This window comes from Cryobacterium sp. TMB3-10, assembly GCF_004402305.1.
Classification (GTDB): domain Bacteria; phylum Actinomycetota; class Actinomycetes; order Actinomycetales; family Microbacteriaceae; genus Cryobacterium; species Cryobacterium zongtaii.
Map to the genome: position 1 here is coordinate 14,326 of NZ_SOGH01000015.1, position 15,136 is coordinate 29,461.

Consider the following 15,136-nt stretch of genomic DNA (forward strand, 5'->3'; position numbering starts at 1 on the left):
AGTAACCCGCAGCATCCGTTTCACCCTGTCACCCGCGCAAGTTTGGAGCCGAACGTGGTCGAGTCTCGCCTGATCGGGCCGGTGCGTGTCGTCGGCGCAGGTCTCCTGGGAACCAGCATCGGCCTGGGCCTAAGCGCCCGGGGCATCGACGTGATCCTCGCCGACGCGTCGCCGACCAACCTGTCACTGGCCATCGACTACGGTGCCGGCCGCGCCGCCACGCCCGCCGACGCCCCCCAGCTGATCGTGGTGTGTGTGCCCCCGGACGTGACCGCCGACATCGTCGCCCGTGAACTCGAGGCGTTCCCCGACGCGATCGTGACGGATGTGGCCAGCGTCAAGCTGGCCCCGCTGACCGAGCTGCGCGCCCGCGGCGCCGACACGTCCCGCTACATCGGCTCGCACCCCCTCGCCGGCCGGGAACGCGGCGGACCGCTCGCCGGCCGCGCCGATCTGTTCATCGGCCGGCCCTGGGTGGTCGCCGCGCACGATGACATCAGCTACCAGCGCGCCACCGCGATCGACGACCTGATCCTCGACCTCGGCGCCACCCTGGTGGAGATGACCCCGGAAGAGCACGACAAGGGTGTCGCCCTCGTCTCGCACGTGCCCCAGGTGGTGGCCACCCTGATGGCCCGCCGCCTCACCGACGCGCCCGCCTCCGCGCTGAACCTCGCCGGGCAGGGCTTGCGCGACGTCACCCGCGTCGCCGCGAGCGACCCCGAACTGTGGGTGCAGATCCTCGGTGCCAACCCCGCGCCGGTACGCGAGATCCTGCTCGCGCTGCGCGACGACCTGGACCGGTTCATCGGCGCCCTCGCCGACCCATCCGCCCCCGGCGCCCGCCGTCAGGTGGCCGAGGAGATCGCCGGCGGCAACACCGGCGTGGCCCGGCTGCCCGGCAAGCACGGCCAGGACCGCCGTTACGCCAGCCTCACCGTGATGGTCGACGACACCCCCGGCCAGCTCGCCCGCCTGTTCAACGAAATCGGCGAGGCCGGCGTCAACCTCGAGGACCTGCGCCTCGAACACTCCCCGGGAGCCCAGATCGGGCTCGCCGAGATCAGCATCCTCCCCGAGGCGGTCAGCCGCCTCACCACTGAGCTGGCCGCCCGCGGCTGGCGGATTGTCGGTTAGACATTTGAGTAAGCACTCCTACCCCCTGTTCGTTGCGATCGACGGGCCTGCCGGCAGCGGCAAGTCCAGCGTGAGCCGGGCCGTGGCCCGCAAACTCGGTTACGGCTACCTCGACACCGGCGCCGCCTACCGGGCGCTGGCCTGGTTGGTCATCGACCAGGAGGTTGACCCGCAGAACTCCGCCGCGGTCAGCGCACTGCTGCCCAGCTTCGACTACACGATCGGCACCGAACCGGATGCCTATTTCGTGCGGGTGGGGGAGACCGACGTCACCGACGCCATCCGTGAACCGCAGATCTCGGCGGCGGTCAGCGCAATTGCCCGGGTCCCCGCGGTGCGCAGCCACCTGACCGAGCTGTTCCGCCGCATCGCCCGGGCGGTTCCGCAGCCGGGCGTGGTGGTCGAGGGCCGCGACATCACCACCGTCGTCGCGCCCGAGGCCGAGGTCCGCATTCTACTCACAGCAACCGAAGAGGCTAGAATGGCTAGGCGCTCTGCGGAAATATCAACCCAATCGGCCCACACCGTGGCGGAACAGCTGCGATCGAGGGATCGCGCCGACTCCCAGGTAGTGGAATTCATGAGCGCCGCAGACGGTGTGACCACCGTCGACTCCACCCATCTCGACTTCGACCAGACCATTGACGCGGTTGTAGAGGTCATCAATACCGCGAGGAACTCGCATGACTAATCAATTCGACGACACGACGATCCCCGAACTCGACCCGGAAATCGCATCGCGCCTGACCGACCTCGACGAGGACGACGCCCTGATCACTCAGCGCGCCACCGCGCTGCGCACCGGCCTGAACGAATACGACCTTGACGACGAGGACTTCGACGTTCTCGACTCGGTCTCCGATGACCCCGACGCGATCCAGTACCTGCCGGCCCTGCCGGTCATCGCGATCGTCGGCCGCCCCAACGTGGGCAAGTCCGCGCTCGTGAACCGCATCCTCGGCCGCCGCGAGGCCGTCGTGGAGGACACTCCCGGCGTGACCCGCGACCGGGTCACCTACAAGGGTGAATGGCACGAACGCCGCTTCAGCCTCGTCGACACCGGCGGCTGGGAGCCCGACGCCAAGGGCATCGACGCGTCCGTGGCCATGCAGGCCGAACTGGCCATCGAGCTGTGCGATGTCGTCATGTTCGTCGTGGACTCCAACGTGGGCCCGACCTCCACCGACGAGGCCGTCGTCAAGCTGCTGCGTCGCAGCGGCAAGCCGGTCTTCCTCATCGCCAACAAGGTCGACGACATCCGTCAGGAGCCCGAAGCGGCCAGCCTGTGGGCGCTCGGCCTCGGCCAGCCCTGGCCGGTCTCCGCGCTGCACGGCCGCGGCGTTGCCGACCTGCTCGACGCGATCCTCGAGAAGCTCCCCGAGATCTCCAACGTCGCCAAGCAGGAAGTGGGTGGCCCGCGCCGCGTTGCCATCCTGGGACGCCCGAACGTGGGCAAGTCCAGCCTGTTGAACAAGGTCGTCGGCGAAGAGCGTGTTGTTGTCAACGAGCTGGCCGGCACCACCCGCGACCCGGTCGATGAGCAGGTTGAGCTCGGCGGCAAGGTCTGGCGTTTCGTCGACACCGCCGGCATCCGTCGTCGCGTGCACCTCTCTCAGGGCGCCGACTTCTACGCGTCACTGCGCACGAGCGCGGCCCTGGAAAAGGCCGAGGTGGCCGTGGTGCTCATCGACGTCACCGAGGTCATCAGCGAGCAGGACGTGCGCGTCATCGACCTGGTTCTCGAGTCCGGCCGTGCGCTGGTGCTCGCGTTCAACAAGTGGGACCAGATCGACGACGACCGTCGCCGCTACCTGGAGCGTGAGATCGAGCAGGACCTGGCGCACGTGGCCTGGGCCCCGCGCGTGAACATCTCGGCCAAGACCGGCCGTCACATGGAGAAGCTGGTTCCGGCCCTCGAGCTCGCACTCGAGTCGTGGGACACCCGCGTTGCCACCGGCAAGTTCAACGCGTTCCTCGCCGAGCTGGCCGCGGAGCACCCGCACCCGGTGCGCAGTGGCAAGCAGCCACGCATCCTGTTCGGTACCCAGGCCTCCAGCCGCCCGCCGACCTTCGTGATCTTCACCACCGGGTTCCTTGACCCGGGCTACCGCCGGTTCATCCAGCGTCGTCTGCGTGAGGTCTACGGCTTCGCCGGCAGCCCGATCAACATCAGCATGCGGGTGCGCGAGAAGCGCAAGCGCTAACCCGACCGCCGGCTACCCGGCGGGTTCGGTCAGGCCGTGTGCCGCATCTTCGGATGCCGGCACGCGGCTTTTTCGTGTGTGCCCGCGGAATCACGCCGCACGGTTGGCGCAAGCTTTGCTCAAGGGCCGCCTAAGGACAACGCAACCCTAGCGACCCGATCCCAGCGCTGGTGCGGAAACGGAAACCTGAACCCGCAAGCTGAGGTTGAAGGTACCCCCAAACGAGGGGGTTTCCCGCGCCGGTGACATTGTCTTATGTTCTAACTGCTGGCAGAACCCACCCGGTTCCACCGGCACCGCCCAATCAACGAGCCTCACCCGGCCCGTGATCCACACCGGAGTGCTCCACTTCGACGTTCCTCAGTACATCGAGCTCACGCCCCGGTTCGACCGCATCATCCGCAGCATCCGCCGGCCCCGAAACCCGCGGAACGCTCGCCAGCTCGCGGCCGCTCCAGCTTCCTCTTCCCCCTCAGCCGTCCGCTTCCTAGAGCGGCGCTGGGCGCACCACGTAGCCCTTCCGACATTTCCGTGTCCCTGCATTTCGTTGTGACCTGGTCTAAACGAGAACCCGAACTCTCGACCGCTGATCCAGCGAGATCCCTGGCCCTATTCCAAGGATGAATTCACTGTGCCCTCGAAGTCCCTAGCTTCGCCTGCCCGCAAACGCCAACTCGGCGCCGAACGCAGCACCCAGCCCCTTCCCACCGTTCACGACATCCCCAGCGACGCCAAAATCATCTGGGGTCGACTCGCCATCATCAGCACTGTGCTGGCCTGGCTCGCGTACGTCATCTACACGATCCTGCGTCAGTTCCTCAATAACGGCGCCGAGAGCTTCCGGTTCACCACCGAGGCCGTCTCCTACGTGATCGTGGTGACCTTCCTCACCTTCTCCGCGCTGCTGTACCTGGTAGCCCGGCAGGGCGCACTTCAACGGTTCCGCGACCACGTGCGGGTACCCCGTGCCGAACTCGACGGACACTTCGCCAACCACCAGGGCTCACTTACCGTGCTGGTGCCTTCCTACAGCGAGGAACACGGCGTGGTGCGGGCAACTCTGTGGTCGGCCGCGTTGCAGGAGTATCCCGACCTGCGCATCGTGCTGCTGCTTGACGACCCGCCGCACCCGACCGACCCGGCCGTCGCCGCCCAGCTGCGGTCCTCCCGCAGCATAGCCCGGGACATCGAACTGGCCCTGGCGGTACCGAAGAACCGGTTCGCCGAAGAGCTGTTGATCTGCGAGATCGAACTCGCTGACGACCAGCAGCCCACCCAACGGGCCGTGCAGCGCCTCGCCGACAGCTACCAGTGGGCTGCCCGCTGGCTGCAGGCGATGGCCTCCGCCGAGACCATCGATGACCACGTCGACACCTTCTTCGTGGAGCAGGTGCTCGGTGGCCTTGCCGCGGAACTCTCCCTCACCGGCGCAGCGCTGACCGCGGCCGCGCGGGAGGGCACCGCCCCCAGCGCCGCCCGGATGCTGGAGCTGCACCGCCGGTTGCTCTGGACCTTCTCCGCCGAGCTGGACACCTTCGAGCGCAAACTGTTCTCGTCGCTGTCGCACGAGGCCAACAAGGCGATGAACCTCAACGCGTACATCGGTCTGATGGGTCGCCGGTTCCAGCGCGAGGAGGGGCCGGACGGCACCATCCTGCGCCCGGTCGCCGACGATGCACCAGCCGACTATGTGGTGCGCGACTCCGAGTACCTGCTCACCCTCGACGCCGACTCGCTGCTGCTGCGCGACTACTGTCTGCGCCTGGTCTACTTCCTCGAACAGCCCGACAACGCCAGAGTCGCCGTCACCCAGACGCCGTACTCGTCGTTCCGCGGCGCCCCCACCCGCATCGAGCGGCTCGCCGGCGCCACCACCGACATCCAGCACATTCTGCACCAGGGCCTGTCGCACTACGGCGCCACCTTCTGGGTGGGGGCGAACGCCGTGATCCGCAAGGTGGCCTTGGAAGACATCGTCGAGGTGGAAACCGTGGGCGGCTTCGAGGTGCGCCGCTACGTGCAGGACCGCACCGTGATCGAGGACACCGAGTCCAGCATCGACCTGGGCACCCACGGCTGGTCGCTGACGAACTACCCCGAGCGACTCAGCTACAGCGCCACCCCGCCCGACTTCGGTTCGCTCATCGTGCAGCGTCGCCGCTGGGCCAACGGCGGACTGCTGATCCTGCCCAAGCTCTGGCGCCAGCTGCGTGAGCGCCGCCGCCAGGGCCACCCGATCAGCGTGATCGAACTGGCGCTGCGGGTGAACTACATGGCCAGCATCGCCTGGGCCAGCTTCGGCCTGATCTTCCTTCTCGCCTACCCCTACGACAGCCGACTGCTCAGCCCCGTCGTTGTGCTCGCCGCCGTGCCGTACTTCCTCGCGATGGGCAGCGACCTGCGGTCCTGCGGCTACAAGTTCAGCGACATCCTGCGCATCTACGGCTTCAACCTGATCCTGCTGCCGGTGAACCTCGCCGGGGTGCTCAAGTCGATGCAGCAGGCCGTGACCAGCAAGAAGATCCCGTTCGCCCGCACCCCCAAGGTGCGCAACCGCACGGCCGCGCCGCTGCTGTTCGTGGTGGTGCCGTACGTGATCGTCGCGTTCTCCGCGCTCACCCTGTGGCGCGATGTGTCGCAAGGGAACTGGGGCAACGCCTTGTTCGCCGGGTTTAATGCCCTGCTGGCCGTCTTCGCGATTGCTGCCTACATCGGTCTGTGGAACTCGATCGTGGATGTCTGGCTCGGCTTGACCCAGTGGATGTTCGTCGAACGCGCCCCCCGCCGCAGTGTCGCCGTCGAGGCGCCTCAACCGCTGGAGCCCGTCCTGGACTGGCGCGCGGTGATCTATCACGGCCACGCAGTGGGCGAGCTGCCCAGCGACGTGGAAGTGATCACCGGACCGTTCGTGAACCAGCCCGGCTCAAAGAGCACCAAGCAGGGAGCACTCAAATGAGCGCCGTAGAACCCGGCGCATCAGCGCCCACCGCCCCCGAGACCGTCACCGCGGTCGCCAAGCCGCGTCGGCGCCTCTCGGTGGTGCGGGTCTTCCTCGGTGTGGTGCTCGTCGTGGCGTTGTCCAGCGGCGGTTACCTCGGCTGGCAGTGGTGGGGTTCGGCGCAGGCCGCCGAGGCCTACGACCCCTGGTTCGCCGGCTACGTCGACGTGACCGCCACCCCCACCTACGACTTCGAGGCGTCGGCCGACCGGGCCGGCAGCGACGTGGTGCTCTCATTCATCGTTGCTGACGCCGAGGAGCCCTGCACGCCCAGCTGGGGCACCTATTACACCCTGGATGAGGCTGCGGACGAGCTGGACCTCGACCGCCGGCTGGCCCGGGTGACCCAGCTCGACGGTCAGGTCATCGTCTCCTTCGGCGGCCTGCTCAACACCGAACTCGGCACCGGCTGCACCGACACCGAGAAGCTCACCGCCGCCTACGCCGCGGTGCTCGACCGGTACGACGTGACCACCATCGACCTCGATCTCGAGGGGGACAACCTCACCGACAGTGCGGCGGCCGAACGCCGGGCCACCGCGCTCGCCGACCTGCAGGCCGACCGCCGCGCCGACGGCGAGGACCTTGCGGTGTGGCTGACCCTGCCCGTGGGCACCTTCGGTCTCACTGAAGACGGCACCGACGCGGTCACCGCCATGCTCGACGCCAAGGTGGACCTGGCCGGGGTGAACCTGATGACCATGGACTACGGCAGCAGCAAGGACGCCGGCGAGACCATGGCCGAGGCATCCATTCGCGCCGTCACGGCCGCGCACCGGCAGATCGGCACCCTGTACAGCCGGGCCGGCACCCAGCTGACGGATGCCACGGTGTGGTCGAAGATCGGCATGACGCCCATGGCCGGCCAGAACGACGTGCCCGACGAGGTCTTCGACCTCGACGACGCCCGTGCCGTGAACACGTTCGCGCGGGAACAGAAGATCGGCCGGATGTCGTTGTGGTCGCTCAACCGGGACACAACCTGCGGATCGAACTACGCCGACCTCACCCGGGTGTCGGACTCCTGCAGCGGCATCGACCAGGGCGATGAGAAGTTCGTGGACGTGCTGGGCAAGGGCTTCACCGGCCGCCCCGTTCACGCGGCGGCGTCGGTGACCACCGACGAGGCCAAGGAGATCGAGTCGATCGTCGACGACCCCGACACCAGCCCGTACTCGATCTGGGCGGAGGAATCCTCCTACCTCGAGGGCACCAAGGTGGTTTGGCACAAGAACGTCTACCAGACCAAGTGGTGGACGCGCGGTGACCTGCCCGACAACCCGGTGCTCAACGAGTGGGAGACACCATGGGTGCTGATCGGCCCGGTGATGCCGGGGGAGACCCCGATCCCCAAGCCCACCCTGCCCGCCGGCACGTACCCCACCTGGGACGGCACCGCCATCTACGAGAAGAGCGCCCTGATCCTCTTCGACGGGGTTCCCTACGAGAGTAAATGGTGGAATCAGGGCGAGAGCCCGGATGCCGCGGCCGCGGACCCGGACGGTTCACCGTGGTCCGTGCTGCCCGACGCCGAGGTGCAGAAGCTCCTCGAAGCTCTCTCCTAACAGGTTTTTGGGCGGGGGAGGCCCAAACATAGATATGCCCGGGGCGGTGGTTAGGGCACCGCCCCGGGCATTCCCACGTCAGCGCTTGCGCGCGGAGGAGCTAGCGAGCGGTCTTGGGCTCGTCGGTGGGCTCGTCGCCCGAGGTGGTGTCGGCGGTGGGAGCCTCAACGGTCGGCGCGGCGGCAGCCGGCGTCGTCACGGCAGTCTTCTCGTCAGTGTCGGAGGCGGAGTCGAAGTCGGTCTCATCGAAGTCGAAGTCCGGCTCGTCATCGATAGCGGCGGGCGTCACGACGGCGTTCTTGGCGATTGACCGGGCCACGACCATGGCCGCGAGGGTGATGATGAAGCCCAGGATGCCGGTGCCGATCAGGGTGGCACCGAGACCGCTGCCGGACTGGGCGGAGAAGTACGCCACGTAGTCGGAGGACTGCGAGGTGTAGAACTCGGCCTGGGTGGCGTTGGAGGAGGTCAGGATCAGGTACCCCGCGGCGGTCACGACCACGTCGACCAGCCACAGCAGTGCCAAGACGAGGTTGAACTTGGACAGGGGACGTGAGCTGTTCTGGGACATAACTTCCTTCGTTGTATGAGCGGCCGGTGACGACCTCGCGTCACGCTACGCATCATTCCTATGGACAACCTATGTGTGAGCAGAGAATCGTCGTCGCACCCGCTGATCGAGCCCACCCGCTGACCGATCCCACGCGCTGACCGATCCTGTCGAGATCCGGTGCCCTGTCTCCGGTAGACACTACGTCGCTCTGCAACATTGTCAACCGCATTTCCCAGCACCCCGCGCCCAGATACACCCCAAAAGTGAACGCGAGCACTCCGCCGACGCGGTAAGCTATTCCAGTTGCCTCCGGTGGACGCCCATACGGGAATCTGTCGGGCACGGCGGGCTGTAGCGCAGCTTGGTAGCGCACCTGACTGGGGGTCAGGGGGTCGCAGGTTCAAATCCTGTCAGCCCGACCAAATGTCCCGGAAACTCAAGGGTTTCCGGGACTTTTTTGGTTAAGAGATTTGATGTTCCCATCACTACCCCATCACTTTCAGCCCATTTCAGCCGCATTGCCGGCCCTGCCGTACGGGGCGCTGAGGTCGGTCTCGGTTCCTCCCGAACGTCCGGGATCGCCCGGCACACCTTCCGGGTATGAGCATCCACAACGAGAACCCAACCTCAACTTCCACCGACGACTGGGGCCTGGAGCCCCTGATGGACGTTGCCGAGCTGGCGGCCTACCTGGGCATCCCGATCTCCACGGTCTACGACTGGCGGGTGCATGGCAAAGGCCCCGCCGCGTACCGGTTCGGCAAGCACCTCAAGTTCGCCATCTCCGATGTGCGGGCCTGGATCGCCCAGCAGCGGGAACCCTCCTCCAGCTCGCTGAGGCACACCGATCGGCGGTGATTTGAGATGCCCCGGCAGCGATTGACGATCGGCACCTTCGGCGACATCAGCACCCGCCAGATGCCGAACGGACGCTACGAGGCACGAACTCGCTACCGCGACTGGGACGGCCACGCGCGCCTGGTGCAAGGCACCGGCGCCACCGCCAAGGCCGCCGAACGGGCACTGAAGGCCAAGCTCGCCGACCGGGACCTGTTCCAACCGGCCGACACGTCGCTCACCCCGGACAGCCTGTTCAGTGACCTGGTGACCTACTGGTTGGAGGACATCAACCTGGAGGACCGGATCTCCCGCACCACCCGGAACCTCTATGAGCGCAACATGCGCACCCTCGTGTCACCTGCCTTCGACCACCTGGCGTTGCGGGAGATCGGTGTGGCCCGGTGCGACAAGTTCATCAAACAGCTCGCGAAGATCTCCTACAACCGCGCCAAGCAAGCCCGGGTGGTGCTGCGGCTCGCCCTGGAGCTGGCGGTGCGGCACGAAGTCCTGCCGCGCAACCCCATGGACCACGTCGCCCGCCTGCACCGCGAGCCGCACGTCCCCGCCGCACTCATGGCCCCGGAGGTGAACGTGATCCGCGCGGCGATCGCCCAGTGGGAGAGCGCCGTCAACCACATCTCCGGCCCCAAGCCCGACGGCCAACTCGGCGCGATCATCGAGGTGATGCTCGGCACCTCAGCCCGGATCGGCGAGGTCCTGGCCATCCGCCGCCGAGACGTCGACATCACCAGCCCAGTACCCTCCATCCGTCTGGCCGGCACCATCGTCAGCCGCAAGGGTGAGCAGACCTTCCGGCAGGACCACCCCAAAACCGCCAAGTCCACCCGCGTTGTGGCCATCCCCACCTTCACCTCCGACGCAGTCCGCCGGCGGCTCGCCAAGGTCGGCAGTATGGGCCTGGATGACCTGCTGTTCCAATCCCGGGACGGCACCCCACTGACCACCGCGAACGTGCGAAGACAACTCCGACAGGTCCTCGAGGGCGCCGGAATCAACGGCGTGACCCCGCACATGTTCCGACGCACCGTAGCGACGGCGGTCAACACCAACGCCAGCATCGAACTCGCTGCAGAACTCCTCGGCCACACCGATACCAGGGTCACGGTGATGCACTACATCCAACGCAGCGAGCTGGTGAACCCGGCCACCGCGGCGCTCCTCGACCGAGCCTTCGCTAAAGACGAAGACTGAACACGGTGCTGCCACGGTGGCAGCACCGCACCATCTGGGATTTCGACTCTTCAACCTGAATCTGTGGCCCGAGCGCAGCAGCTTTCCTGACCGTGCGTTCGCGATGGATGCTGACTTTTCACGGTGCCGCCACGGTGGCGGCGCCGTGCCATCTGGGGTTTTGCAGTTCAGACGCAAATCTCACTTCGTCGTCCGCAAACGAGGTTTCGTGGGGTTGCGCCTGTCCGCGGTGATGCCGCAGCGGCCACACCGTGCCATCTGGAGTTTTACCGAAAGCCTGAGAATCAAGTCGTCGATGCAAACGTGCGGGCCTTGCTCAGAACTACCTTCCATTTTGCGCCGAGGATCGAGCGTTTGCAATCGTTCTGTGCGGACGGACATCCGCAACTTCACGCCAGTCATCCTGAGGGGCTGTCATTCTCGTTGAGCACGCTCCAGTCTTCGCCCAACCCGCCCACCCGTTGTGCTGTTGGGCCGTGAGGTCCGCCTCAACCGGGAGGACCAGCGCTTGCTCTGCATCCTCGCCGAACTGGTGTTCGGTGAGCAGCGCCCTCACGGCGGCAAGGTCGGGGGCCGCGTCCGCTCCCGTTCGCCCTCTGAGTTCTGCGCGGTAAAGCAACGCCTCGAACACCTCGATCGGCGGCGCGTCAGGGTATCGGGCGACCCCGGCGTCGAGGACAGCGATCGCCTGCTCTTGGTCGCCGCGCGAGTCACCCTGCCGGGCGGCGACGTCGATCACCCGGAGGAGGCCGGAGCGACGTTTCTGCAGGGTCGTCCTCGGATGATGCGTGCCGGTAGAAGCGGAGCCAATTGCCGCCGACATCCACGACCGAGAACCCGGTCGCGGTGCCGGCCTTGCGGCGCGGGGGGAGTAGGCGCGGGGGATGGCGTACTACTGCGTCGGCGACAGTTGGTGCTTCAGCTGCGGCAGCTTCGCCGGCCACCTCAAGCTCATGTTCATCAATGGCACAGTGCTCGAACCGGTGCCGCCAGTGATGCCGATGGGGATGGGCAAATCGACGAGGGGGCGTCGAGCTCGAGTCCGTGGGTGACCTCGACGAACTCCAGATCTCGACGTGGATGAAACAGGTCGCGGCGGTGCCAGGTGTCGGGGGCAAGCAACGTTGAACTCAGGGCATGCCGCCGAGGCGAGCGGTCGCCGGGAAGGTCAGTTGCTCCAGCTCATGTCGACCAACTGCCCTCCATGTACAGCTCGAGGTGAAGTGATTCGTGGCAAACGTGCGCTGGTGGCGTCTGCGACTGGCTGCATTGTCGCAAGGGCGCGTTAGCACCCGCCAGAACGGATTGGAGTCATTCAGAGTATCCAGGCGCCCACCTTCTCGTTCAATGTCAGTGTTAGTGAACAGAATGACTACATGAGCAAACACCACTCAGTCACTGGGCACACTCCCTCGTCGGCACTTACTGACCGCCTCAACGACGGCCGTCTTGAAGTCCCAACTGCCGTATACACCAACAGTCTCGGACGAGAGATCGTGATCATCGGGGTGAAGCACTACGCGTCAAGTCAGTTCTGGACAAACATTTCCGTTCAGCTCACTGCGCTTGATGGCAAGACGGCTATTCATTTCGAACAGCCAATACGTGATCTAGTGCCACGGCGTCTTAGATTCAAGTCCCTCATTGGCAGGAGCCTCGACCGGTCTCAGCACAGAATTTGGACTGCAGCCGGCTGCGAGTTTCAATTCGACGCGCTGTCAATTGGCCCCAATTGGGAGAATCACGACGTCCCCGTCGCCAGAACGCTGTCTGCCATTCACATAGGACCGCTGATAATTGCAGCTGTCGTTTCCTTGCTGCTTAGCCTCAATCAGAACGTTGCCAGGGCTTACGGCCGATCTCAGGTTAGGCAATTACACACAGATGCCGGAAAGACCTTTCCGATGTGGATGGTGATGAAGACAAGCGTGATCCTCCGAGAACGAAACTCAGTAGCCGCGCGCGCCGCGCTCGCCGCTAGAAATGATGTAGTGATGATCTGGGGCCACGCGCATCTTCCGGGAATCGGGAAACTGTTGGAACGCGGCGGATTTGTCTTGGCGCGCGTCAACTGGAATCAACTGTTCGCCGCGTAGCTCCGTCAGGACGCTTTGCCGCCAGTCTCTGAGCGCTCGGCTGGATGCCAGCAACCGAAATCCGCGTCCCGCGGCACATCGGATCATCTTGAGATTTTTCGGCGAGCTCGGGGCACCCTCGCCCGAGGCGACTCCGTGGCCAAGAACGGCGATAGGTTAAACACCAGACGTAGTCCGACGGGCTAGGCCTGGGTATGCGGTTGGAAGTTCGACTCTTCCGTGGACCGCTGTAGTTGCTTTTCTTGTTTGCTGCTTCTCATTTCTTGCCCCAATTGTTTCGAGACTCAAGAACTCGACTCCGCAGAGAAATATCGGAACGGCTCAGAAGGGAGCATTCATGAAATCTGTCGTGGGCGCTATCGCGCTTGCTCTTACTAATGTGGGCTACAGCGTCTCAGGCACGGTGCTCTATGAGCTGGCCACCCAGACCTAGCCTTTCGGAACGTCCGCCGCACTGCGGGCAACCTTGCCGGCAGTCGTGGAAGGCAAAGGTCGGATTGTAGCCCGATACCAGTATCCCGGCGGAGTGGTCCTCTCCGAGACCTTCAGATCCTAGCGATGCACTTTCAGCGTTTTGGCTACGTGCACGGTCGCATCAGGACGGTTTATCGTCAACGGTCGGAACTTCCGCCGCGGTGCCGCCCAGCGCCGGCAGGCATACCGACCTGATCAAGCAGCCAATTCGAAGCGACAATAGCCGAAGCCTGTTTCAGACCGGCTTCAGACGGGCGGCAAGTTTTGTCAGTTCTCCGAATGAGATGTACGCGTAAGTCGGATGCAGATTCTTGAACGTGATCTTCTCGAGGGCCTCAGCGGACATCACGAAGGCTAACTCGGGCGTCACAACGAGACCAACTACTCGCTCATACTTTGAGAAATCGTAGTTGTCGCCGACAGGATGGGCAGCAAGTGTGGCGAGCCGTCCGGACCACTCGGTCACCGCCGCCTCAACTTTGGACTTTGCGTTTCGGACACTGACGTAATCGCCCGCATCGTAGACACGGTTGAGCTCGAACTTCTTACAACTTATGCATACCAATGCCCCATCGACCTCCATGAAAGCGTCGACATCGGTGACACTTGCTCCTGCCAGGCGGAGCGTCTTGCCCCGCAGCGCGGCGACCTCGGGCCGTGGTGTGAGACCAGCCGAGTCGACGACGGCCTGCACGGCCAATTCGAAATCTGCGGCAATGATGTTGACGCGTCTTCCACCCGTTGAGGGTGCCATCCGTAGACGCTCTGTCAGTGTGATCCCCAGTGCGAATGCATCAACCATGACGACTCCGTTCTGCCAGAATCTCAAAACGGGGCCCGCAGCTCCAATGACTCCGCCTTCTTCCACCGATTCAAGGGCCGTGATTACGGCGGCGGCGTCTCTTGGAATGAAGCCCGCCATGGCCGGCCAGACTTTCTCGTTCGCGAGTGCCAGAACGTCGGATATGGGGCGATGCAGGTTTTCGAGGCGCATCAGCACGTATCCCACCCGCGGGAAGCTGACTCCGATATTCTCCGCATACCAAGTGGCGTGCCACATAAGCGCTTGTGAGAAAACCACCAAGCCTGCGACAAGCTCTGGATGTTCCATGGCTTCCAGCGACCCACGCAATTGGTGGGCGTTTGATTGGTCCGTCAACGATGCCGAGTTGAAGCGGAAACGGCCCGCGCCGACAACCCACCTAGGTTTGTCAGAAATCCGGCCCGTCCACATTGGCGTCTGTCCGACACCGTCCATGAACATCGAAAGATCGACGAGTAGCGGCTCATTAACTGTCTCAACTCCCGTGAACGGGACGACTGTCGGGTGCCAGCGATGGTTGGCAGCTTCCACCACCCGTTCATCGAAGACCTCAATGGCCGCTTCTAATTGTTCGTCCTCGACGAGATCAGGGAAGCCCCCGTCGATCATCACAAATTTGGCATTTTTGCTTGAGCGTCGTAGCCACCCCTCGGCGTGGTTGATGAGCTCTGCGGCAGCGAGGAGCCTCGCGATTCGCGAGATGGCGGCCTGATCTACCGCAAACGTCAGAGGCACCCGAATGATGGGTGTGTCATCCGATGGCGGGCGCTGAGACATCCCGGAAACGTTCTCTGCTATTCGCATGATCGACGTCGCGGTGTTGGGTAGGTAACCGCGGATCACCGAGAAATCTGTTCGACGCAGGTACCAGAGCCAGCGCACCGAAGAATAGGCAGCATAGATTGGCTCGCATGCAGCGATGAGTGCGAGGCGAACGTTCGAGAGCATCCTGACGGCGGCGATTCCCTCCAAGACGTTTCCTGGGGACGGGTGGCTCGTTAGCGCAGTCCTAAGCCGCCGATCGGCCCATCGTCTGGCCGCCGGTAGCGCGTTAGTAATACGTTCATTCATTTCCGCTGAAAACAGCGGCATCGCACTCCGGGGCACGCTGTTCTGGGCCATGAACAACGATCCTATGGGCGGAACGCTAGGGGAGTTCTTCTTGATAGTTGTCGTGGGCAACGTGATTTGCGCATCTCCTGTACCGGAGAATGGGCTGGTCACTCTCGAAAGG

General features: G+C 64.7%; 11 protein-coding genes and 1 tRNA gene. 9 read left to right on the forward strand and 3 right to left on the reverse strand.

Annotated elements, in window-relative coordinates; genetic code table 11:
• Positions 1-54 precede the first annotated feature (54 nt).
• From E3T22_RS06110 to E3T22_RS06130, 5 genes are all read left to right on the forward strand, one after another.
• Positions 55-1,137 (forward strand): prephenate dehydrogenase, encoded by a 1,083-nt coding sequence (locus tag E3T22_RS06110; RefSeq protein WP_241980190.1) that lies wholly within the window; start codon positions 55-57, stop codon positions 1,135-1,137.
• Positions 1,138-1,141: 4 nt separating this feature from the next.
• Positions 1,142-1,828, forward strand: coding sequence for a (d)CMP kinase (gene cmk, locus E3T22_RS06115; protein WP_134408841.1), 687 nt, complete (start codon positions 1,142-1,144; stop codon positions 1,826-1,828).
• Positions 1,821-3,341: a ribosome biogenesis GTPase Der gene (gene der / locus E3T22_RS06120; protein ID WP_134480504.1), complete on the forward strand. Its 1,521-nt coding sequence runs from the start codon at positions 1,821-1,823 to the stop codon at positions 3,339-3,341. The genes cmk and der overlap by 8 nt, the downstream gene beginning before the upstream one ends.
• A gap of 631 nt (positions 3,342-3,972) precedes the next feature.
• Positions 3,973-6,297 (forward strand): glycosyltransferase family 2 protein, encoded by a 2,325-nt coding sequence (locus E3T22_RS06125; RefSeq protein WP_134408842.1) that lies wholly within the window; start codon positions 3,973-3,975, stop codon positions 6,295-6,297.
• Positions 6,294-7,904: a chitinase gene (locus E3T22_RS06130; RefSeq protein WP_134480505.1), complete on the forward strand. Its 1,611-nt coding sequence runs from the start codon at positions 6,294-6,296 to the stop codon at positions 7,902-7,904. The genes E3T22_RS06125 and E3T22_RS06130 overlap by 4 nt, the downstream gene beginning before the upstream one ends.
• Before the next feature lie 100 nt (positions 7,905-8,004).
• On the opposite strand, the gene E3T22_RS06135 is transcribed toward E3T22_RS06130, so the two are convergent.
• Positions 8,005-8,475 carry a hypothetical protein gene (locus E3T22_RS06135; protein ID WP_134480506.1) on the reverse strand — a complete coding sequence of 157 codons (471 nt, stop codon included), beginning with the start codon at positions 8,473-8,475 and terminating at the stop codon, positions 8,005-8,007.
• A gap of 327 nt (positions 8,476-8,802) precedes the next feature.
• On the opposite strand from E3T22_RS06135, the gene E3T22_RS06140 reads away from it, so the two are divergent.
• From E3T22_RS06140 to E3T22_RS06150, 3 genes are all read left to right on the forward strand, one after another.
• A tRNA-Pro gene (locus tag E3T22_RS06140) sits at positions 8,803-8,879 on the forward strand.
• Positions 8,880-9,057: 178 nt separating this feature from the next.
• The gene (locus E3T22_RS06145; protein ID WP_241983610.1) at positions 9,058-9,315 is read left to right on the forward strand and encodes a helix-turn-helix domain-containing protein; all 258 of its coding nucleotides are present in this window, start codon (positions 9,058-9,060) and stop codon (positions 9,313-9,315) included.
• A 6-nt stretch (positions 9,316-9,321) separates the two neighbouring features.
• The gene (locus tag E3T22_RS06150; RefSeq protein WP_134480507.1) at positions 9,322-10,509 is read left to right on the forward strand and encodes a tyrosine-type recombinase/integrase; all 1,188 of its coding nucleotides are present in this window, start codon (positions 9,322-9,324) and stop codon (positions 10,507-10,509) included.
• A 322-nt stretch (positions 10,510-10,831) separates the two neighbouring features.
• On the opposite strand, the gene E3T22_RS06155 is transcribed toward E3T22_RS06150, so the two are convergent.
• On the reverse strand, positions 10,832-11,248 hold the full coding sequence (locus tag E3T22_RS06155) for a hypothetical protein (protein WP_134480508.1): 417 nt from the start codon (positions 11,246-11,248) through the stop codon (positions 10,832-10,834).
• A 637-nt stretch (positions 11,249-11,885) separates the two neighbouring features.
• Between E3T22_RS06155 and E3T22_RS06165 the strand changes: the two genes are divergently transcribed.
• Positions 11,886-12,605, forward strand: a complete 720-nt coding sequence (locus tag E3T22_RS06165) for a hypothetical protein (protein ID WP_134480509.1) — start codon at positions 11,886-11,888, stop codon at positions 12,603-12,605.
• Positions 12,606-13,314: 709 nt separating this feature from the next.
• Here the strand turns inward: E3T22_RS06165 and E3T22_RS06170 are convergent.
• Entirely contained in the window at positions 13,315-15,024 is a 1,710-nt protein-coding gene (locus E3T22_RS06170; protein ID WP_134480510.1) for a hypothetical protein, read from the reverse strand.
• Positions 15,025-15,136: the final 112 nt, after the last annotated feature.

Bases quoted from the DNA above. Each gene is read 5' to 3' on its own strand.
- der (WP_134480504.1), top strand. From the start codon at position 1,821: ATGACTAATCAATTCGACGACACGACGATCCCCGAACTCGACCCGGAA.
- E3T22_RS06130 (WP_134480505.1), top strand. From the start codon at position 6,294: ATGAGCGCCGTAGAACCCGGCGCATCAGCGCCCACCGCCCCCGAGACC.
- E3T22_RS06135 (WP_134480506.1), bottom strand. From the start codon at position 8,475: ATGTCCCAGAACAGCTCACGTCCCCTGTCCAAGTTCAACCTCGTCTTG.
- E3T22_RS06145 (WP_241983610.1), top strand. From the start codon at position 9,058: ATGAGCATCCACAACGAGAACCCAACCTCAACTTCCACCGACGACTGG.
- E3T22_RS06150 (WP_134480507.1), top strand. From the start codon at position 9,322: ATGCCCCGGCAGCGATTGACGATCGGCACCTTCGGCGACATCAGCACC.
- E3T22_RS06165 (WP_134480509.1), top strand. From the start codon at position 11,886: ATGAGCAAACACCACTCAGTCACTGGGCACACTCCCTCGTCGGCACTT.
- E3T22_RS06170 (WP_134480510.1), bottom strand. From the start codon at position 15,024: ATGGCCCAGAACAGCGTGCCCCGGAGTGCGATGCCGCTGTTTTCAGCG.